The sequence below is a fragment of the Acinetobacter towneri genome, assembly GCF_001758345.1.
Taxonomy (GTDB): Bacteria; Pseudomonadota; Gammaproteobacteria; order Pseudomonadales; family Moraxellaceae; genus Acinetobacter; species Acinetobacter towneri_A.
On sequence record NZ_MKQS01000001.1, the window covers coordinates 97193 to 121831 of the forward strand.

Annotated in this window: 6 protein-coding genes; all 6 read right to left on the bottom strand. The window is 41.6% G+C overall.

The window, feature by feature from the left end; genetic code table 11:
• Window positions 1-29: 29 nt before the first annotated feature.
• The 6 genes from BJN41_RS15750 to BJN41_RS00450 all read right to left on the bottom strand — a co-directional run bounded on the left by BJN41_RS15750 (window position 30) and on the right by BJN41_RS00450 (window position 24592).
• On the bottom strand, window positions 30-15467 hold the full coding sequence (locus BJN41_RS15750; RefSeq protein ID WP_070152125.1) for a PLxRFG domain-containing protein: 15438 nt from the start codon (window positions 15465-15467) through the stop codon (window positions 30-32).
• Window positions 15468-15593: 126 nt separating this feature from the next.
• A complete protein-coding gene (locus BJN41_RS00430) occupies window positions 15594-17522 on the bottom strand; it encodes a hypothetical protein (RefSeq protein ID WP_070152128.1) in 1929 nt (642 codons plus the stop codon).
• Between the two features lie 69 nt (window positions 17523-17591).
• A complete protein-coding gene (locus BJN41_RS00435; RefSeq protein WP_070152675.1) occupies window positions 17592-20099 on the bottom strand; it encodes a hypothetical protein in 2508 nt (835 codons plus the stop codon).
• 5 nt (window positions 20100-20104) lie between these two features.
• Entirely contained in the window at window positions 20105-21445 is a 1341-nt protein-coding gene (locus BJN41_RS00440) for a hypothetical protein (RefSeq protein WP_070152131.1), read from the bottom strand.
• Window positions 21442-24063: a hypothetical protein gene (locus BJN41_RS00445; RefSeq protein WP_070152134.1), complete on the bottom strand. Its 2622-nt coding sequence runs from the start codon at window positions 24061-24063 to the stop codon at window positions 21442-21444. Before BJN41_RS00445 ends, BJN41_RS00440 begins: the two co-directional genes overlap by 4 nt.
• 1 nt (window position 24064) lies before the next feature.
• A complete protein-coding gene (locus BJN41_RS00450; RefSeq protein WP_227515200.1) occupies window positions 24065-24592 on the bottom strand; it encodes a hypothetical protein in 528 nt (175 codons plus the stop codon).
• Window positions 24593-24639 lie beyond the last annotated feature (47 nt).

Consider the following 24639-nt stretch of genomic DNA (forward strand, 5'->3'; position numbering starts at 1 on the left):
GGTGGTTATTTAGCGAACCTTACAGGGGGTTATTCACCAAAAGCAAAGTAACCAGCTTCACGTGCATCTTGGCGATTCCGTGACAAATATATGCCATCTTCAGCACGATCTATACGACGTTGGCGATTACGATAACTTTGATTAAGGTTCATTCTAGTTATACGACGTGATGGATTTTTGTCATTGAAACCTTGAATTTCTTCCCAAATTTCATCCATCTCTTGTTGGTCATCCATCATTTTCGCTCGTGACCATAAAGCCATTAAACGACTACGACGCTCATTAAGCTTTCGGTTAAGCTGATAAATTGCCGATTTACCTTCATAAGCAGTCCGTATATCAGACGGTGAAAAACCCATGCCCTGTATCAACATATCCATTGAATCAACTTCATCAACAATAGAAACACCCGTTTTATCCTGAACACCCTCATCATTGTAGCGGTATGTTTTGGCAAAGTTTTTCAAGAACACAGGTAGCATACTTTCCACTCCACGTAGATTATGCCCTTCTGAAATTTCCTGAGCACCTTTTGCAATATTTGCCCCAATGCCGCCAATAGGACCTAAAGCCGCCGATGCTGCAGAATCCCACCATTTTTTACCTTCTAACCCTTCTTGTACGTCTGGTAATAAAAGATTATTAATACCAACACGACTAGAAATATCCACACCAATACCGCGTGGCGCACCTTTCATCAGCATATTTGAAATGGTCGGGCTGAATGCTTCAGCAAGATAGTTACGCAGTGCCACTTCCGCATCCCAAGGTTCGTCGTCATCCCCGCCCATCCAAGATGCAACCGACAACAACATTCCAACCATAGGCAACCCAAGCGCACCAGCAAAAGTTGCGTGCATTGCCAAAATAGCCCCAAGTGATTTACGAGCTTCTTTTCGTTCAGCTTCCGTTTCACCTTTAATGGACTGATAGGTCTGACGAGCCAATGTGTAAAGCATGTTTTGACCAAACTGTTTAAACAGTAAAAGAACCTTGGCAACGTTGCCTTGCATGATACGTGGACGGTTGCCAGAACTGTAATCAAAGTGTCCTTTGTAGGTCGCATCTACAGCTTGATCAAATGCTGAATCGTGATTTTCACCTGATTGACGCGCTAGACGATATGCTGCAATAAAAGTAACTTCACGGTTAAATCTTTCAGCACTATGGAACATGACACTMGCTGCACGCATAATCGGGCGTGTCTTCCACATCACACCACTATCTTCACCCTGTGCAATTCCTGCTAAATCATGTGCCTGAGTGACATCAATCACGCCACGCGCCACAGCATCTTCATAAGCCTGTTTTTCATCTTTATTTAGAAATTTAGAAATATCCGAGCTAATTGTTTTGTAAAGGTCAGTTTTTGATCCTTCCCACTTCACCTTGTGAAACTCTACCCCCTTTCTAAAGTCATTCGATGCTTTCAGTAATTCATCTGCCGCTTTATCGAAGCCCCATTTAGCACCCATCAATGGATAAGCCACCAATGCTGTCTGCGATAAGTTGACCATAGCTGCTGCTGGTGATAGTCCTAGATAGTAAATAAAGCCCAAACTGGTTAATGCACTTGATAAAGGTGATGACTTTGGATTCATTAAGTTGTCATGGCGTTTGTTCATTTCATCAATGACACGTTGAGCTGTTGGCTGGTCATAACTATCATTAAGCTTACTTTGTTCAGATGCGTATTTCTGCATATCATCAAGCTGCTGTGCTAGTTGATCGCCATAGCGCAACTTAGCAAGATAACTTGCACCATGAAACATATTCTGAGCAAATGCCCGACGTGCATCTTGGCTAAACCCTGCTGTACCCTTACGGTGAATCCCATGTTTCGCCCAAGACAAATCGGGCATAGAAGATAAATAAAGCTGACTTAGAGTATCTTCAAATTCGGCTTGTTCCGCAGTCGATAATCCTAAATTTTCAACCTCTGCAAATAGGCTGCTCATAAATCCACGGCCAACAGAATCACGCGAAGCATTAAACTCTTTATCCAACACGACTCGATCAGTTTTATAATGAGGATATTTTTGCATTAATTCTGATCGTAGACTTTGTGCTTCTCCCATGGTTTCAGCACGGCTAACGCTCTCAACTTCACCATTTTGATTACGCATCACCACAACATATTTACCAAAACGAGCCAATGGGAAATACACACCTTTGACATAACCAAAGAAGTTATCATCCATCTGTTTAAGTAAATCAGCTTTCTTTTGACTAGAAAGTTCTGATCGTAAGATGCGCTCTTTAATTGCTTGATGTACTTTTGCATAGTGCTTTTTATAGGCATCACGTGCTTTTAAATACATTGCCTGAGCTTCAGGTGATAATGAATTGTAATCATCACGTAATTGCTTATATCTGGAAACACTGTCCCCTTTCACATAAGGCTTTGTAGGGTCAATTTTTGCTAAAGTCGAATCATGCATTAACTCTGCAAGTTGATCTTCATCGTTTAAATTTGCCCATTCACGCACGATACTATCAGCTTCAGCACCAGCATCGTTCTTATCAGCATCCATTTGAGCAGCCAATTCATTATATTTGTTTAACTGCGGTAAAATTTTGCTGTAAATTTCAGTAAGTTGTCGACGACCTAAGGCTGATAAGCCAATACCCAACCAATCAGTAAATTTATAACCTGTTTTATCCTTGATAGACTTTGCAGATAAATGTTTAATACTTTCACTTAAATTATTGATTGTATTATCAAAAAACTGACGACTATACAGAGGTGAAGTAGCATTTTCAGCATTATATGAGGATTTCTCAATCATTCGCTCAGCAAGTGCAACTATGTCGTTTGGATTGAGGTTGAGATTTATTCCAAAATTATCAAATAGCGTTGCTTTAACATACGTCACTAAATTGTTTATAAGTTTTTGTAGTGCATTACGCTGTACTACATTACGTTGTTGCATAGTTGATGAGAGTGTTAATAGGTATGGCAAATACTCTAGATGTTGACGCTCAGAACCTTGTTCACGTTCCGCAAGTAATTTTGCAGCCATAGCAACAGGATTGCCCTGATCAACCAATTTATTAAATTGATTCATCAATTCATTATATTGTTTTTGGTTCATCATATTTTGAAAACCAGCATGACCACCCAACTCATGTAAGAATGTTGGCACTGTGCTTTCAGCAGTCAGATTCGATGCAACGAGTACCGCTTTACCGTTGTAATAGAAGCCCTCAACACCTTCAACCTGATAATCCTGAATAATCTCAAGCTTACCTTGTCGTTCAAGCTCATCAATGGTCTCTTTACCAAAACGATCAATCAACACGTCTCGTACTTGTTGAGTTGTAGAACCTGAATTACTTTTAGTACGACGGCTATAAAGTGGAGTATCAGAATTGTTCTTAGATGAAAATTCTTGATTTTTATATTTACCAAAATAGCTTTGATCAACTACAGCCTTACGAGCTTCTGACAAAAACATCATCAAATCGGCATCATTGTAACGTGAAAGGAATTTATCAAAGCCACGATCACGGAACCACTGACGAATATATCCAATAACTTCTTTTAGCTTTTGACGTACAAAAGGACGTGACTTAGCATTTTGTGCAACAAAAGCAAATAGTTCACTTACGGTTGCTTGCTGAGCATCCAGTGGATCGTAGTAACCTTCCTCAACACCTTTTTTAAATGGCTTAATATAGGCATTATCAAATTGATTCATATCAACGCCATTATCTTTGGCTATTTTACGAATACCCTCTATGCCACCAAGTGCATTAAAAAGCTGCTGAAATTTTGTCTTATACTCTTGACCAAATAATTGCTGAACTCCAAAGTGTCCAACTACTTCATGTATTAAAACCTCCTCATATGCTTCATAAGTAGTTTGTTGTGTATTATGATTTCCTCGGATATCTCCAGCATTAATATAAAGTGTGCCTTTATGCCAAACAGCCATTACATCATACCGCTTGGTTTCTTCTTGCTCACCTTGATAGTAATTTTCTTGCTGTATCGTTTTTGGCAAAGCCTCAAACGATTCAACTACAACAAACGGAAATTTGGGTTGTACTATCCCGCTGATTCCACTTTTAGATTTATTTGGCGTGTCCCCTTTAGAAATCCTAGAGAGTATATCCACTACAAGACGATCCGCCCGATTTTTAGAAAGCGGCAAAAATGAAGTTGATAAAGGTGAAGTACCTCTACGCTCGTTATCAGGTTTTAATTTGTCACGGCTATAGTCATTAATTTCATTTTTTACATCATTGTCTGCCTTTGTTTTGTCATTAATATTTGGTGCTTCAAATTCTCTTTCCTCATAAATCGGCATACCTACACTGTCGGTTGCTTCTAGGTACGGAATCTCAATGGTCCCTTTCGCATCTTCTGCCGACACAAACCAACCATCATTGGTATAACGATGACCAGAAACGATAAATAGTTTGCCCTTGTAATACACCTCTGAATCAATTGGCGCACCACGACGCAACCAGATTGGCGGTGCTACAGGGTTGTTTTCCAAGTCTTGTTCGATATTTTCAAGCTGTTTTTGAGTACGCGCCAATTGATCCGCCTGACCAAACGGCTGCTCGACTGCTTTAGATAGACTGTTAATCGTGTCTTGTGCGCTGACTTTTGCATCTTCCAGTGCTTTAACGTCCTGTGCTGCACCACGTAACTTGCCCTCGATACCACGTAAGGTATTACCCTTAAATTCAATCGGGCCAATCTTCATCGATAATGTTGCTTGTGGTTGCAGGCTATCCCATTCAACCGACATAGTAATATTGCCGTACTTGCCTAATGTGATTCGTCGTGAACCAGTACGCACGTGATCAACAATGAATTGCTGAATCGCTTCTGATGCTTCCTTGTGTTTGTCGTACTTAGTGCCGTCCACCTCTACAGAGAAGTTTTCAGACTGTGACTGCATTAGGGTTTGAATACGATCCAGGACAGCATTGTTTTCATACTCGGCAATCTGCTCGTCAAAACGAGCAATACGACGTTGCGTGTTGCTAATAGTACGCTTCATATCCGCGATACCCTGGGTATGCAAACGCTCTTTTCGTTGCAGCTTCTCAAGTTTTTCTTTCATCTTGATCCGTTGCAATACACGTGGGTCGCCCGAGGCTTCTGAGAATGAGGACATAATATCCCCTGCATTATCCTCACCGTTATCCGCAGCTGCATCACCTTCAATCGAACGGACATTACCATCGGCTTTCATAAAGGCATTGATAAAACGGTCCTTAATAGCTAAGACTTGCCATGATTTACCGTCTAACTTATCCGTGATGTAACGATACTCAAGTACCGTGTTCCATTGGTTGCCCTGGCGTAAACCGCGACCATTACGCTGTTCAAGTTCACCCGGCATCCATGGCGCGTCCAGGTGGTGCATGGCGCGTAAGTTACGCTGCATATTCACACCTACCCCGAGCGTTTGAGTTAAGCCAATCACCACACGGATCTCACCAGTATTCACCTTATCGGCAATCGCTTTACGTGCTTCGGCTTTGACTGAAYCATCGACAATGGCAATTTGTTCACGTGGGATACCTGATTGAACCAGGCGTTCTACAATATCCTTGATCGGTGAAAAGACTTTAACTCGCTCACGAATCGTTTTCCCGTTAGCATCTTTCTGACCAGTGCTACGTTCGGTTGTAGTGTTATAACCTGTATCCGCAAAAATGACCTGGCTTGCAAGTGGGTGTGAGTGATATACCTCCATCACATTTTTAACCACTTGAGATGCTTTTGACATTTCAAAATCTTCGGTTTTACCCTCCTGGCCAATGTATTCAGGATCACCAATACGCGCATCATAACTGGCTTTCTTGGCTGCGGTACTGATCGATAGCGGTGCACGTGGATCGCCATCACGCATCCATTGGCGTTTTTCTTTACCGGTTGCTTGCTCCCACTCTTTCGCTAGGGACTGAATCTCAGCCAGCGTTTGTTCCTGTTTTGGCGACATTTCAGTAGTGACGTTAATCACTTTCTTATACGGGCGGTCTTTAGCATCTTCGGTGCGGCCATTCAGTAATTCCGCTTTTTCTGCTTCGGTTAGACTTTCATCCGACAAGATTTTGCCTGATTTGGTTTTACGTGGCTGCATTTCAGGCATATCGTTGGCAAAAACAATATCCATAAACTGACCAATCATCTTGCGCAATTCTGGTACGTTTACAAATCCAGCCAAGCGAGTGACCAATTGATATTCACCAGTTGCAGACAATTCAATATCAGTAATATCGGTTGCAAAACTACCAAACCAGCCATCCCATGCAGCAACATTAAGTTTCTGCATTTCTTCTTCCATCACATAACGCATTTGATGGTAGATTTCAGTTAGGGTGTTGGTGATCGGTGTACCCGTAAAGGTATGCACATTACCGCCATTATTCATGCGACGCACATAACGAGTGAGCAACTGCAAATTCACTGAGCGTTTATTGCTACTGGTGTTTAAGCCCTTCATGTTCATACGTGTAGCAATGCTTGGTTTTTTAAACTCATGCACTTCATCAACCATGATCATATCTACACCAAGTTCTTCAAAGTTCACCGCATCGGCTTTACTTGAATCCATGGCTTGCTTTTGAATGTCCTCCAAAAGTTTCAGACGTTGTTTAGCAAGCTGCTTGGCAGTTGGGTTTTTAAAGCCCATTTTTTTATTCACGTCGTCGCTGTTCATTGCCAGGACTTCATCCAGGGTTGCGCCACCTTCTTCGGCCAGTGCTTCTTCGATCTCAGCTTCCAGTGCGGCAATATCATCTGCAGCCATGGCCATAAGCGTTTCTTCTGACAATGTGAGCTTATCAATCATCGAGTGTGGCATCACCACCACATCCCAATCATCATTGGCAATTTGACGCATACGAATCTGACGGACTGCTTTACCTAGTTCACTAATAAACAGTACACGTGCCGATGGATACATCATCTGAATTTCTTTGGCTACGGCTGCGCTGTTGGCATTGTGGGCTAAGATCAATGGCTTTTTAGCAATACCATAGCGGCGTGATTCAAGTGCAATACCACCCATGGTAAAGGTTTTACCGGTACCAACTTCATGCGCATTGATCGAACGTCGGTTTACAATTGCTCGCCAGATTGCATTCTGCTGGTGCTGACGCAGGTTGAATGGACCATTACCCAGGCTTAATGCCATGCCCTGCATAGACATAAACGAGCCATCATACTTCGGTGTCGCCCAGGCATTAAAGGTATGGTTATATTCCTTCTCTAACTGAACACGACGCTCAGGATCGGACCATAACCAGGTTGCAAAATCCTCCTTAATCTTGGAGATTTTTTCGTTTACTTCTTCCGTGGCTTGCACATCCACACTTTCAGAACCATCAGCGTTTTTATACTTCACGGTAATAGTCTGGTTAGATAGTGCTGCAGATACTACGGTCTGGAATGACTTGTACTTGGTGCCATAGTTGGTTGATGCTTCGGTACGGCGTGATGCATTGTTTTCAAGTTTGACCTTCCATTTACCGTTTGGGAATGTCACTTTGATGCCAGTGCTGTCAGTCATACCAAGCATGTGTGCAATGTAGTTCTCATAGTCTGACAACGGCACCCAGGTCGCGCCCATCTTCGCTTCAATATTGAAGTAAGGAATATCCTCTGGAATAATTTCTTTGAGCGCATCGACGTTACGCTGCAGATCAGTATTGCCTTCTGCTACGGCATTTTGTGCTTCTTCCAGTTTCAGGCGCACGTTACCAGATAGGTACATATCGCTTGGCATAATATCGCCATTCGGTAATACATATACCGCACCCTTTTCTAGTAGTTCAGCACGTGCCTGATCCTCAGATACATTGGCCATTTTTGCAATATTGGCTAGGCTAGGTGAAGCAGATTTATTCCGTTCCACTACAAAGGCATCCGACACGGTTGGGTTTTCCATTTGTGCGGTACCACGGACTACACTGCGTTTTAAAATTTCAGCAGGTTTACCGTTCACTTCTAAAGCCGCTAGGCTGTAGTAATACGCATCGTCTAATTTGCGGAAGTATTTCAAACCAAACGAATCAGCCAATGGGCCATGCTCTTTGGTATATGCCTGATAAAGCTTATTCAGGGTCTTACGCAATTGCTCTACATTATCTTGTTCGATGCGTTCTGCATCGGTTAAATCTGTGTAGGCTTTACGAATTGCTATCAGGTCCTCAATTGATTTCTTGCGTTTTGCGGTTTCCTTGTCACTCTTGAGTTTGTATTCAGCAAGATCGGTAGCTTTAACCATTTGGTCGCCATAGACAAACATCAATTCGCCATCGCTGATGGTCAGCGTATTGGTGCGCTCACCAGATTTGTTGGCGTAGTAAGTCAAATGATCTTCGCTGTGTCTTGGCAATAAGGCATTTTCTGGAACAAAATTAGCTGCTTTTTCAAGTCTCTGTTTTAAGTCATGCGGGCGATGCACGATCATGCCAGCGCCAAATCGGGTCGTGCCGCTGCCATAATCAATGTCACCCAACACATTACGCAAGTTTTCAGCATAAAAGTTGTTTACTTTCACTGGTTTTGATGAAGTTTTAACTTCGGATAAACCAATCCAATTGACTTCTGGTGTCATAGCCAAAGGCTCAGCACGTTTACGCAACACGATAATATCTGTCACGACTGCTGTGCCTGCATATTCTTGAAATGCACCAGATGGCAAGCGAACCGATGTAATTAATTCAGCTTTCTTAGCCAATTCACGACGAATCACTTCGGATTGTTTGTCCATCGTACCAGATGACGTAATCGCCATAACGATACCGCCAGGACGAACCTGATCAAGCATTTTCAGGAAATAGTAATCGTGTAAGTTCGGATTGAATTGATTGTAGCGACGGTCTGCAATTTTAATATCAGCAAACGGCACATTAGAAATCACCAAGTCATAGAAGTTATCTGGTGTTTTAGACTTCTGATATGGCATGTTCTGCACATTGCTTTCAGGGAATAACTGTTTTGCAATCGCGGCAGTGGTAATATCTAGGTCAATTCCAGTCACTTGGCTACGCTGTTTAAGGTGCATCGGCATTAAGCTAATGAAGTTACCTGTGCCTATCGCTGGCTCAAGAACACGCCCACCTGTAAAGCCCATTTTTTCAGCCATAGACCACATAGCAGCAACGGTATATGGGTCGGTAAAATGCGCATTAATAGTCGAATCTTTTGCAGACTCCCAAGCTTCTTTGCCTAACTTCTCACGTAACCATAAGTTACGTTCTTTCCAAACACTTTCGTCTTTAAATACTGGTTTATCCCAAGTACCTTGGAATAAATCCTGACCAAAAGAACCCCAACCTGTATAGCCTGCAAGAATCGCTTGTTCTTCCGTTGTTGCCTGGCGACCTTCGTTGGTTAGTTCTTCCAAAAGCTCAAGTGCTGCTTTGTTCTTATCGAATCGTTTTACCTGAGTACCGCCAATAATCAGCTCTGGATCGGCCATGTAGAAATCAGTCGCGGTATTGGCTACCGCTGCAGGTGACTCTAATCTTGCAGGTTGGTCAGTTGGTAGTTGTCCAGTTCCGCCTGAGTTCTCGCGTCGGCTGGATTCCATCCCGCGTCCAGATGCTCCTGCATCGTTCTCCACATCCGCTCCTGTACCACGTATGCGAGATCGTCCAGCAGTTTGATTTTGGTTAGCTGTTCCACTTCCTGCGGATACTCCTGTTTCCACATTTGTATTATTTGCTTGTGTATCATCCGATTGTGAATTACGTCCTCGTCCGCCTCGTACTGTTGACGCTCCTTGCGGATTGCTTGCATTGCTTGCAGATTGTTCATTGCTGTTTTCCTTGTTCTGGTTGCGCTTCACAAGCACAGTAACCATATCATCAATCATTTGAGCCAGTTCAAACGCTGATGTATTCGCACCAGCATACTGGTTTCCAGAGTTCTCAATACCAAAGCCACTGGCTTGCTTATCGCTTTCCTTCATGGTGGCACGATACATAATGCCAATACGTTGTGGGTGAGAACCTGGACGACCATCACCAATGCTGACATACACGTTAGTACCTGTCACTGGTTCGCGGATATAAAGCGATACCTCACCACTACCAGCTACGCCTGATTCATTCACGCTGACTTTTTCAGGCTTACCCTTTTTATTCAGATGTAGCTCATAACCAATGCCTTCCAAATTCTTTTGCACCGCTTCAAGGTACTTTTTAGAATCTTTCAGGAATGCAGTTTTAACACCATCTTTTACGCCATTATCAGTATAGATTTTACCCGTATGTTCTGAATTGGTTGCCCAACCATCTACATATTGAACACCCCAATCTTGAACAAGTGTTGTGTCATTCTTAGGGCGCTCAACCGTTGGTCGAGTTACTGCTGTGTCGGATTTCGGCGTTGCTGCATTTGATTGGCTAGATGCAGGTCCTTGTCCTGTTTCGCTAGGTTTTCCATTACCTGCGTSATCATTTCCTTGGCTAGAGAAGATGTCTTGTTGCTTTTCGGCTTCGCTTTGTTTGAGTTTGTCATGTACCTGTCCTAAAATTTCCTCAGTGCTTAAAGGCGCATCACCAAACAGATTAGGTGATGCTTTTGCAGTCATGGCCAATTGCGCATACGACTTTAATGCTTCTGCAACTTTCTGGCTGCTTCGCGCTTTTTCCAGTTTATCACCACGATAGAATACACTAACAAAGTCTTTTGTTACTTGATCAATACCCCCATCGAACATATCGTCTTGGTTTAGCATATCAAGTAAGGATAAATTTTGCTGACGTGCTTTGCGTACTAGATGGACCGCCTCAACCAAATTGGCTTCGACGTTTACACCTTCAACTAGAATCCCTTCCATTACACCTTTACGGACTTGCGCCCATTGTGGTGCCGCTTCAATCAAAGCATTACCAATGGCTTTAATATCGCTGTCTTTAGACTCAATCACCTGGCTAATAATTTTAGCATCATTAAAGGCGGCAGCAAGTAAGGCTGATTCAATGCGTCGGTATCCATCTTGAGTAAGTGATACGCCATCTTTATCAAGCATGGTGCCGCGTTCATTTTTAGATGCCACACCAGTTAAAAAGGCATTCACAAAATCACGATTGGCTGTGTTGTTAAAGCTGCTCCCTTGTACCAGGTGCAAAATATCCATGACTTTCGGTGCATCAGACATGGCCTGTTCACTTGGGCTCATATCCAGTGTTTCACGCTCATTGGATTCTGTGGTATAGGCTACACGCTCGGCCATATTCATTGGTGTGATACGTTCACGAACCAATACCGGCTGCTGCATGTTAGCCACGTCATAGCCCTGGTCCTGTAACCAGTCCTTGTATGCGTCTGCTTTTCCTGTTTGATAGGCTTTACGAATCGCCAGGGTACGACCATTACCGCTTTCAACTTCATTGCCAGGCGATACGATAGGCGCACCATTGGTAGAGCTTGCACTATCACCCAATAATTTAGGGTTAAGTTTGTTGGCAATATCATTGACCTGGGTAATGGATTTTAAAGTGGTACGGTCACGTGGCTGCAATGCTTGTGGGTATTCAGAATTAATTGCACCGCTGTCCAGGTTTGATGTGATCAGGTCGTCGGCTTCAACTACTTTGTGACGCACCTTAAATTCACGACCTGCAGGTGTAACAACCGTTTCTGTTTTTCCTGTCATGGTACCTTCATTGGTGAGGGTACCATCAGTAGTTGACTGCTGTTGTGGATTATCGAGTTTTGCTAATTCTGCACGAACGGTTTCTGCACTATCCATGCCCTGAATATCCGCACCCATATCCTCCATCATGTCACGTGCGCCATTATACCAACTACGCAAGTATGGACGGATTTTCTCAACACTCACATCAAGATCATTCGCAATATTTTTGGCTAACGCTGCAAACTTACGTGCGCCACGCTCAATATGATAAACCGCAAGTTCCGCACCAATAGCCATGATTTCAGGGTCAATACCACTATTCAGTTGTGATAGCTTGGCTTTTAGACGAGCTCGTAATTCTGCTGCACGATCATCGGATACTAACGTGTTTTTAGAAGGTTCGGCTTTTGCTTTTGGCTTTTCAGGTTGATATTTTTGTTCCTGTGCTTCCGCTTTCTTCTCAATCTCACGTGCCTGACGTAATGCCACCGCTCGATCTGAAACAGAGCGTAATCCGTTCTTAGCACTAGCTTGTAGTTTTTTAAAAAGTGGATGCTCAGGATCTGCCTTGGCCAAAGCCTTGTTCATTTCCTCTTGCCATTTATTGACAGGGTGTTGTGGTTCTATTTTTTGTCCACTTTCAGCCACTGGTTTAGAGGTATCTGAATTTTTTAACCAATCTTTAAATTGATCTTTAGACATTTGAGTAACAGGACCAACCTTCCAACCTTTGTCAAAATTGGATTTATATGCAGTAATGGCTTCCTCCTGGCTGTCAAAACCAAGCATCACCTTATGCTCATCAAATCCACCGCTGCCCTGATCAATCTGATCTACAATGAATACATTTTCAGATTCAGGATTTTTACCTACATAGGTATCAATATGCTCTTGATCAGCACCAGTAGTACGCTTGATGTATCCGTAATGGTCGCTCATATTATGCGACCATTCGTTACCATCTGGATCAGTACCGCGACGTTCTGAACCGCGTGGATTTTCAACAGCAATATCAAGGCCATGTACCTTGATGTGACCTTTTTTATAATTACCGGCTTCAATCTGGGCTTGAGTCGGTTCAGGTAAATCATTATGAACACTTGTTGCGGCTTCATGTGCTGCATTATCTAAATCAGACTGTTCGTTATTCCCTACCCATTCACCGCTATGTGGGTCCTTAACCGCAGTCACCTTGCCCATGAAGTTACGCGCATCATAGTCAATCTTGTAATTCGGATTGTTCTTGATCTTCTCGTATTCACGATCAGATAATTCATAACTACCTGATGTTTCAATTTCGTCAGCCATCATCGTCACACGCGCATTGGTTAAACCATGTGTTTCACGAACAAGATCATTTTCAGCGGTGAAAATTTCAGGATTTGCTTCACGTATACGTTGACGTACTGCATTAATTCGGGTAGTAGATTCTTCTATTTTTTTAAATTCGCCACTCAGGTTTTCTACAGTAGTCTTTTGTGGTTGATTCAAACTTACACTGCTTTGCGTCTGTTCTGTCAAACCGTTTTGCAACTCTGTAATCTGTTTACGGATCTGTGCCTTTTTCGCTACACTTTTTTCATTTTTAAACTGTTTTTCAAGTTCAGTAAGCTGCAACGCACTTTGTACATTCTTCGGTGTGCCGTTCTTGTCATCTTGTGACAAATGCCAAATTGCTTGCTGTAGGACTTCATCCTTAGTTGGGCGTTTTGGCCATGCATCGCCTGAAACAAAACTTGAATCACCTTTAAAACTTAGGCTTGAAAAATGCGTATTACCGCGACGACCTGCCGATGTAATTTCAGCGGTTTTTGCAAGTTCTTCTGCTCGTTTATATAAATCAGGTAATTGCTGCTTTACCTTTTCATTTGAACGTGCCGATGCTGTGTTTCCTAAATTTGCAATGTATTTGCTGTCCTCTGCATTGTTGGCTTGGGCTTCTTTACTTGCCTGTAAATTCAAATCACGTACTTGAGCACGCAACTTATTTTCATTGTACGGATTTGGAACATCATTCTGATTTGAACTTTCTGTTTTTGGCAAAGTATCTACATTTTGCGACGCACTTTGTAATTTTTTAGGCTGAATCTCAAAGCGCTTACCATCTTGAACTACCTGATAATCATTGCCTAAATTTTTCTTATCAATGAACGCTTGCGCTTTATCATGCGTGCCAAACCATTTATTTTTACCATCTTGGCCTAAGATTGGTTGAACAGTTTGCGCTGTATCTGTTTCAATTGCCCCGCCCATGCCAGCTTGTGTATCCCCTTGTTGTGCTGTTGCATCTTCAAGGTTTGCATTAAAAGGCTGCCCATCGTTCTGGCTTCCTAATAATGATTGATAGTTTGACGGCACAGCATCACTGATTGGTGTATTGCTTTGCTCTTGCGCGTATCCCAATTGAGCTATCGGGGATGCGCCACTATCCACTGCCAAAGCTGCTGCGGATGACATAGGACCTGCATTCGGATCAATCCCCATTTGCTGTGAAGGTGTTTGGCCGACTGGCGGTACAGCATTCAGCAAATCATCAAAGGCCGCTTCACTGCCATAATCACCATCAAAATAATTACCATTCGGTGCTGGTGGCGTACTTGGGTTGGTTGGATTACCATTTGCTGCACTGCCCTGATCAAAGCCATCATTGTTTAATAGGTTGTCAGCTTCCATTGATGGCTGATCATAAACAAAAGCTGTGCGACCTTGATTGTCGCCCTGTGGTACATTTCCACGTGGGATATATTCACCAGTCAAAGCACTATCTGGATTTGAGCCTAATTGTGGAGGTGCTGATGGTAGATTAGGTGAGCCTGATTGTTGTTGGTTATCTTGAGGTCCTGTGTCAGATCGACTATTCCACCAATCACCAGTTTTACCCACACCACTGACTGTACCGCCCATTGCCATACCAGCCAAAGTGCCCATGACTGCTGCATTTTCAACACCATCATGCCAAGGCTTATCCAATGCCATATTCTGTAAAATTTGTTCAGAAACGGATTGAGGTAATTCTTCTAAAAAGCCTTCTGAAATTGCGCCTTTAATCACAGCAGTTGGAATTGCTCTCATCGGTGTCTTGGCAATTTCTTCACCCACTTGTTGCGTGGTTAAGCGACCTGTTTGAAGTGCTGTATCAACATCTGATAAGCCCATTTTCTGGGCAAGACGACCACCAGCATAGCCAAACAAGCCACCCAATGCGCCCGTACCAACACTTGCTAAAGACTGATCTGCGGTTAAGCGCCCATCTACCGTTTCTTGGCGAATTTGTTCAGCTTGGCTACCTGCCATCACTGCACCTTCACCAACTGCGCCAGCAACAACAGGATTGGCTATACCAGAAGCACGACCTAATACGCCACCTAAAAACATTGAAGGGAGAGATTCAGCAACGGTATTTGTGATAAGTGATGGGTTGCTGATGGCATTTTTTGTTATATCAACCGCATTGTCGAATTTTTTGCCAACCTTTGTTGCGAAGTCGTCACCTTCCTCAATTTTTCGATTGCCAATATTTGCAGAATCTTTTAATTGTTGTTGGTATTGTTCAGACTGCCAACCTGTCATTACATTTTTGGCAGCTTTTGGGTCGTACCCAAGTTTTTCGGAAAGTATTTTACCTGTAGCACCATCGGACATCATGTCACTTAGACCGACTGCTACCTCACCTACACCTACCGTACCCTTGCCAAGTAAGGAGACTGCATGATCTTTTGCTTGACCAAGAAAACCCTTATCTTCACCATCAAGTGCGCCTGTAAATGGCTTTAATGTTGGTTGTTGTTTTTTATCAGTATTATCGTCAAGTTTACCTGTAAATGGTTTTAGGGTAGATTCTGACATGATGCACTCCTATTGGTATGTGCATAGCATGTATAAAGAGCTAAAAAAGGTCGAACCTTAGAGGGGGATGTTATAGTGCATGAATTTTTATATTAAAAAATAGCCACTCGAAAGTGGCTATCCCAATTAATTACCAATAAATCGATTACCTTGAGCATCCTCATAAACAGGCTTGCCATTGCTTGTACCTACTTGACGTGTCATGCCATTTGGTAGATTAGTCGATGATGCAGCTGGTGTATTAACGAACTGCTGTGTCTGAGTATCAAATAATTGTTGCGGGCGATTAACCATTGCCATAGCTTCATTGTTCCATTCCTGACCACCACCCACAGTCATATAACGGTCTTTACCAGTATCTGCTTTATTACCTGCATAACGATTAATTTTTTCTTGAATGGATTTACGATCTTCATCCGATTTCGCAGAATCATATTGTTCATACAATTTCTCTAATCGTGCTGAGTTACGAATGCCAAAACCTTTTTCAGTGGCATTAAGATTAAATTCTCGATTCGCTAAATCATTGGTCGCTTGGAATTTTTGTGCATCAAAGCCTAAATTTGCATTAAATCGGTTATTAGTACCTTGCTCACCTAGTTCCGTACGATAGTTCTGTCCAGCTTGTCCCATGGCTTCACGCTGTAAAGCAGCAACGTTGTTCGCATCGGTGGTATAACGTTGATTGGCACGATTATCCTCACCTTGCTGTAAATCAGACAAAGTACGGACTTGATTCGCAGTTAATCCTCTTGCCCCTGCAATCGGTGTGCTTGCTGCACGAATTACAGCTTGACGTTCTGCTTCCTGTGCTTCATTACGTTGAGGTGCTTGTACAGGATTATTACCATAACCTCGCATACCCAAGCCTAAATTCATTTCACGTTGAGCGATTGCATTTTGAATCTGTTGTTCAGTCGGTCCCATTTCTTGAGTATTAGCAAATAAATTTGCTACCCCACGAGGGTCATTCACTGGTCTTACTTTGAATCCTAGTCCTTCGCCTTCTCTAATACCATCTGCTCGTGCTTGCGCTGCTGCACCAGGATTAGCATAGCTAAAGCTGTTTCCTTTTTGTTGAATAGCATAAGGATCAGAGTTCTGTACAGATCTTGATGGAGTTTGAACTTCAGGCTGTGTTTGTGTGGTAGGTGGTGCTTTATTATTACCAAATGGATTGTTTACAACAGCATTTGGATTATTCTGTTTAGCATTAAATTCAGGTTGAGCTGCTTTTGCTTCACTTGCAATACGTTGTTTATCCGCATAAAAGCGTCCAGCTTGTCCAAAAGTTAAAGCATTACCTAAGTCTGAAGCATAACCTAATGCACGAACACCGAAATCTTTAGCAAATCCTTTTGCTGTACCTAAATCTTCTGGTGACTGATCACCTAAACCAAAACGTTCTCGATAATCCTCACTTGGTGTGGCAGCGTTTGCAAACAAAGATGATGCTGCACCTAAATATCCAACACCTTTTACAAGCTTGCTATTGTTGACAAAATTTCTTATACCTCCGCCAAAACCCCCACCTTGTGTTGGTGCTGGATTACTTGGACTTGCTGATGGTGAGCTGGTTGTTGAAGGTGCAGTTGATGTTGCTGGAAGTTGACGATTAATTGGTGTGACATCACGCATTTGTGGCCCACCAATTCTATTTTGTTGTGCACGACGAATATCATCTGCGCTTGGGTAGGCACTTGGTACCAGTCCACCATTTGCAAAAAATAACTCAGGTTTATTTTGACCAGGCTTAAAACCCAATTGAGGTTGATTAACAGGCATATGTGTCTGATCTTTCATGGCATCAAGAGTTTGCACACCAACCGAATGCACTTGGTCAGGCGAGAGTTCGTATTCACCGTTACTGAGATTAACTGGCGTTGGACTCCCCATATTTTTTAAATTATCCGCACCAATCTTTTGGGTGGAATCGGCAGGCATAATATAGCTACCTGCTGGAACATTTTTTTTAATATCATCAGAAGTGCCAGTACCTGCACCTTGAATTAGTCCATTTTCATCTTGCTTTGAACGTTTTTTTAAGCCGTACATGACACTTATTCCAATATAAATATCATGTATATTTAATCAATACAGGCTGTAAGCGTTAGCCTTACAGGGTTAGTATGAATAATTGTGACTTTCAGACTTGGATTCACTGGCACTATAATTCAATGAACTTGAACCACTACCACTGATACTTGCTGAAACGTGCATAGCAGACATCGCCCCTGCTGCAAGTTGTGAAGAATATTGCCCAACTGCCTTGGCAGCTTCTAATGCAAGTTGAGCTTTCTGAATCGCATTTTGCATATTTGCTTCGTACTCTTTTAACTGCATTTCAGCAAATGCAATATTAGTACGGACATTCATATCTGTATAACGTGCTTGTGTTTCTGAATTTGCAATCGCTGTACGCAAATTCATATCAGCGTATCTGGCATGAGTTTCAGCAAATGCAATATTGGTACGACTATTCATATCTGCGTAACGTGCCTGCATATCTGCGTTGGCAATACCAACACGCATACGAGAATCAATATAACGGTTATAGACATCAGCATTTGCAATCGTTGTACGCAAAGATAAATCAGCATATCGTGAATGTGCTTCACTTACTGCAATGGCAGTACGAGATTTCATGTCAGCAAAACGTGCTAACGATTCACTATTGGCAATACCCACACGCATACGCATTTCAGCATACTTCGCTTGTGCATCAGCAAAAGCGATTTTAGTACGTGCTGCGGAATCAACTACACTTGCCTGTGTACTCATTCTACTGGTTTCTATATCAGCTTTCGCCTTGAATGCTTCTACTTGTGCAGAAAATGCGGAAGTATTACTTTGCACTACACCCATTTTTGCATCAATTTCAGCCTTGTACGCATCAACATTGGCAGTATATTCAGCAATCCGTACACGTGCTGTCTCCAATCTTAAATCTGCTTCTTTAGCCTTAATGTTGGCTTTTGATGATAAACCATCCACCGTCGCAGCATACATACGAGCAAGTGATTCGTACATTCCAGACTTTGCCGTTTCAGCTTTAACCTGCGAATCAAACACCTCAACTTTCAGCTTTTCAGCACCAATTTGTTCAGAATATGCCTGTACTTCTGATTTATAAGCATCAAACTTGGTGGCAATTAATCCTGCTCGTGCAGTTGCACCTTGTACCAATGCTTTGTAAACCTCAACATTGGTAAGAGCAGCTTCAACTTTAGCCTTAAATATCTCAACACGTTGTTGATTAATCTGACCTATGGCAAGCTGTGCGTCAATCTGGGCTTTATAAGCAGTGATTTTAGAAATAGCTGCTTCAATCTTAGTCTTATAGACAGTAATCAGACTTTCAAACGCAGAGTTTTGAGCATTAAACAAACTAATTTGAGCGTTTAGGATACTAATTTTACTATCAACCTGAAGTTTAGCCATTTCCATAGTATTGGAAACATAGGCAAGCCACATATCCTGCTTCATTTTTTCCAAAGCCATTCCCTGCTCTGTTAAAAAACGGATATGTTCAAGCTGTTTATCAAACGACTGAATTAAAACATCACGATTTAGATCGGCAATTGCCAACTTCCCATTGTCACGAATATCATTGACTTGTTTTGCAAGCATACCCTGTGGCATTGAGAAACCACGGCTCGCCCAATCCGTTACAACTTCCTGTACTGCTCGATCTGTTTCTCTACTGGTACGCTCCCTTGCTCGATTAAATAAAGATTGTTCTACTGCAACAGGCAGCCCTAATCCAGCATGATTACCTTGTAACCATGACCGAATCTCCAATACCAAAGGTTCAACCGCATTATCTGTATTATTTTTAAAATAATCCTCTGCTACAACCTTGGTAACACCGCCCACGATTCCATCAATATCTGGAATAGTAACTTCCAATTCAGGGGGAGCAACATCAAAGACAGGTATTTCATCATACTGAAAGTCGGGCAATGCAATAGCTTCAAGCACATCCATTTCAGGCAAGATAATAGTTGGAGCATCTGGCATATCCACATTATCATCAATTTGTGGACGTATTGGTACATCAACGTATGTAATTGATGGTGCATCAGGCAGATTCAAAATAGGTGCATCAGGTGTTGGAGGTAAATCCAGATCACTTAAATCCAATGACTGCAATAAACCATCAAGATTAATGCTATTGGGCAACTGTCCTGCATCAAAATTTTGTACATTAAATGCAGGTAACGTTGGTAAATCAATATCGGTATTTACTGCGGGAATCACTGACGCATCAATAAAGGTAGGAGTTGATAAATCTTCACCAAAGATAGGTGCATCAGGAATATTAATATCCAATCCTGTGAATTGTGGGGCAGTTAATTTTTCAGGTGTTTGAACATCAATATCAATTATCGACGGCTGTGGTAAATCTATCTTTAATTCAGGTACAGCAATCCCTTTTAATGGCTCATAGCCATCAGGTGATGGTTTTGGTAAATCTGTTGGTGGGCTGACAGGTTCAACCTCAATATTACTTATAGATGATAATGAATCTGATATATCTGAAAGTAAACTATTAGTTTTATCTTCAAAAAATCTCATTTTATCGTTTACGAGTTCAACAGACTCATCAACAACATTTAATGTTGGATACATCATAACTATATTCTCCGTTTAGTTGCTGTCATATCAATAGAGAAATCATTGATATATCCATACAAACCGCCAATTTTGATTTCAAAGCTAAAATGCCGACCACGCAAACCTCGACCAAATAACACTCGTCCATTAGTCAGATAATTTGACGGTTCTGTGGGCAAGTTATATGTATAAGTTTGTTTAGTCCCACTTTGAGTTGTACCAACACCAACAGACAGGAATCTATTATCACCAGCTAGTTCATATTCCAGATATGCGGCAACTGGATGAACCAAATTACCCTGACCCAAATCAAGCTGTCCCGTAACCATTCGGGCATCTACAAATGTATGAGCATCAAGACGATATAGCCCATCTTCTGCAACACCATAAAGAACCCCATCAATCACAGCCAACTCACTAAAGCCATAGTCCTGATAGCGACTCATTGCCCATGTATCAACATTAGAAGTCCACGCATAACCATATTGCCGTTCTGCTGAATAATCATCATCAGTAAAAACTAGATCAGTGACCCATTGTTTTGCATTGTTTTTGCCCTGATTTACATCAGTAAGACTTAAACTTTCACTTAACCATTGTTTTACCTTACGTTTTTGACTTATATTTTCACTAATAGATATATTATCAATAACTTGTTGTCTGACTTTGAGACGTTGTGAATACTGTTCAACATGCAATACATGGTCTGTAATAAAATCGGAATATCGTGCAACGCATCTACCAGTAACCAATATAGATTCAGTAATTAATGATCTTGTAATTTTTTTATGATGATATTGTTCATTAAAATGAATATCATCATAGGTATAAGCACGAGTATTCTGTTTAACTACTCTGTCTAATATAGAAATACCATCGTTAATAAAGTCCTTAAAAATAACACCAGCTCTAAAAAAGTCTTTAACAGATATTGTTTCATTCAATTTAACAAAACTAAATTTCTTGTTTAAGAAATTATCTTCAATGAATAGTCGATCAACACTCAATACTCGCTGCTTATCACTTGAATATGTTTCAGAACTAATCTGATCAACAATTAATGACTTTGCACATAATTTTGTTTTGAATGTATCAGAGACAATAATTTGCTCTGTAATCATATCCACATGACGCTTACGCCCAACCAATGTGTCAGTAACACTGACACTATCTTTTATAGGGAAAATAGCAGAATCTATTAACTCATCAGAAATAGAAAGTGTATCGCCCGACATCGCATAAAGCCGATATAAAGAATCCTCTTTAATTCTAATGAGTTCTTCTGTGACTGCTTTGGACTTACCCATCGTGTTATTGGAATATGCAATCGTTTCCTGAATATCATCCCGATATAAAGTCATTCGTTAATTACTCCAATAAAGTGATATGCAGATTTATGATCAACCAAACTGCAATAGCCCCATTTATAGCGACGGTTATATTGGTCAGTTTCAGATATATTGGCATATTCACTATCACCAAAGACAACCTTACAGGCATCACGATAAAAATAGTAAGGTGTGCCACCTGCATCAACAGGTGAAAAAAAGAAATACCAATTTTCAGGCACATTGCGATGTACAACTTTGGCATTAACTTTCTCATAACTTATTGCAACCTTACCTATGTTTTTTCCTGGTACTGTCTCGGTTTTTTCATAAGGTTCAATCGTTGGACCCTCTCCCCCAATAACAACACCAGCAGCTTGACGGGTGCTTGATGTTCGGCTTGTATAAGGCGCACAAACACCACTCACATCAACGTAGCTGGAGCCAACACCAAACCAATCTCCTGATTCAGCAAAATCACTATAATCATCAATAGTGCGATAAGGTGGTCCATATACATAAACATACTCACCAGTTCTAGGTATAGGCTCGCCCTTACCGCGCCCTCCGATATAGTGAAAAATAGGATCGTATGTCCAGAGTGGATAGGATGTTGGATCAGGAACACTGTTCAGCGTATGTTTTTCGCTCATCGTTTCACTTGCTGTTGATTCCTGATAGGCATATAAGATGCAATCACGGTTAAAGACAGGCACACATATACCAACATCCAATGAATCTGATGATTCTGTTTTTATTTTTGTTTCATGCTTATAATAACGATAGCGACTTAAACTACCATGTGTAAATAACAAAGGTGGTGTCTGATAAGCTGGATTTCCATAACCTAAATCAGAGCCTTTGATATGAGTATAGGTGGTGGATTCCGATGCTTCACGACGATCATCAAAGTCAGAAGTATAAAAATACCCCATTAGGCCTGTAGAACCTTGCGTTTCAGTTTTATCCCACTGACCAACAATCATTACATCCTCAAAAGTGGATTGCACTTCTTTATGGAATGTACGGTCATCAATGAAGAATTTAACGACTTTAAGTTGATCATCAACATAACAACCAAACATAACCGTATCACAGCGCACAAAATTTCCAGTGTAATCAGGCGAAGCAAATATAAATGATTCACAACCTTGCCCTGTTAATTCAGGAAACTTTAATCGCCCCATAGAAGTTGGGTATTGTTTGCCCAGCATCCAACATACTGCGCCGCTTGATGCTCGTGTCACACTTCCTGAGTGTGATGCAATGGGTGGGACTTCATAATTGTCCCAATAATCCACATCTACAGATGTAACGCCTAGCGGATTGTATAAGCTTGTTTCAGCTTGAAAATATATATCCTCTTGAGGAACACGACGCAACTTATACATAATTGCTAATGTCTTTTGCTCGCCTTTGGGCAGCAATGCAGCCAACTTATTTAAGTATTGAGAAATTACTTTAATATAGTTGCTCTCTACATCTATTTTACCAAGCCAGCCATCTTTCTGTGCCGAACCCAAATTTAACTTGATCTTGTACCCGTAAGCGTGCATTAAACCATTATCGGCATACCCTCGACACGTGTTAAAGCCCTCTGTACCTTTAGAGTTAAACGACCACCCACAGGCCGTATACATAGCTGAATGATGATAAAAATCAGCCGTATCACATACTTTAATCACAACTCCAGCTCTACGCCACGCCTGAAAGTCATCCCCAACAGGAAAGCTTTCTCCACTCGGCATCCCACCAAAACGATCAAGAATTTTTAAGATTTCCTCATCATCCACTTCCTGTACATATTCACGAAATGCCTGTGTGGTTGTAGCAGGAACTAATGGCAAGGGCATTGCCCATACACCACTGGCATCTATTTGTAATAGCCATGGTTTATTCTGATCATCAAAGGACACTCCATGGCATCGGCTAAATTTATAATCATATTGAAATTGTCCCTCAGGATTCGGAATGCCTGAATATCCAGGCAATCGAACCCCATCCAATTCAATTGAAATTTTCTCAATGTATTTATCTGTGATTTTAAAACTCGCCCTTTCAATTGGTATATCTGGTAAACTTTTTACACTTTGCTTACCATAGCCACCAACGATCTGCATGACTTCAACAATGGCACCACTATGCCAAGTAGGACGCTGTTTAACATATTGAGTGTATGTATAAATACCCGTGTATTGGGGTTTGAAATATTGAAAATATTGACTGTATTCTATTTTAAATCTTTGTAATTCAATGTCTTTGGCTGGCAAACTCTTATTTTTATCATAACCAATTAATCTTCTTCTAGCCTGTTCAGTTAATTTAATACCGACTTTCCCATCATCAGTTAAGACAATAGATTTTGTAATCACGCCACTATAAAGCATTGGAACATACAGTTTTGCGAAGCCATCTGGTTCCAGTTGATCTAAAGGTAATTCTTTATGTGCAATTGCCTTTAGAATTCCACCCATATCTTGCAGAATGACATAACCACCGTCAGGCAAGTCTTTCACTTGCCTAGCGTGATCTAAATTCGATATGGTTTTATTGTTTGAGAATTTTCTAATCTGATGGTCAATAAAAAGTTTATCACTTTCAGTTAATTGACCATCGACAACAAATAAACCATAAGAACGTGGACTGTGCATACTATGCAGCAGTGAAACTTAAACGATAGCCAATTTCATACTCATCGCCATCCTGAAAAGTACGGGGGGCTGTATATTTAGATGCGGAAATCAAAGTGCCCGATGTACCACCCTTAACACTATTCGTGAGCATTGCTGCACCTGTAACAGTGAGTTGTGATGATGTTGCAATGGTCACTTTAGCAACTGCTGCAAAGTTGTCAATAGAGTTAGTATTGGTGTCCGCAGGTGTCCATTGTGGTCGTGTTGCAGAAGTATAGCCCTCTGTCATACTTACAATTTCAGCAGCAACCGATGCGAAATTAGCCGCAGTCCAGTTAGGTGCTGGTGCAGTTGCTCCACTAAACAATGCCAAATAATATCCAGCAGACTTTACTTTTGACCCCATCGCTACATTAAGCAAGTGTGCCAGCCCCTCATTGACAACAAGGTTATGTGTTGCCTGCCACTCACCACCATTGACACGATCAAAGTATTCCCCCTGTGCCAGAATACCTTGCTGTGGAAAATAGATGCCTTGTTCAGTCATCTCATAATTTCGTGCATGTAAATCATTCTGTAAAGAACGTTGTAACT

What these genes read in the sequence shown, in the direction of transcription:
- BJN41_RS00450 (WP_227515200.1), bottom strand. Translation starts at nt 24,592, where the DNA reads ATGACTGAACAAGGCATCTATTTTCCACAGCAAGGTATTCTGGCACAG.
- BJN41_RS00445 (WP_070152134.1), bottom strand. Translation starts at nt 24,063, where the DNA reads ATGCACAGTCCACGTTCTTATGGTTTATTTGTTGTCGATGGTCAATTA.
- BJN41_RS00430 (WP_070152128.1), bottom strand. Translation starts at nt 17,522, where the DNA reads ATGTACGGCTTAAAAAAACGTTCAAAGCAAGATGAAAATGGACTAATT.
- BJN41_RS00435 (WP_070152675.1), bottom strand. Translation starts at nt 20,099, where the DNA reads ATGTATCCAACATTAAATGTTGTTGATGAGTCTGTTGAACTCGTAAAC.
- BJN41_RS00440 (WP_070152131.1), bottom strand. Translation starts at nt 21,445, where the DNA reads ATGACTTTATATCGGGATGATATTCAGGAAACGATTGCATATTCCAAT.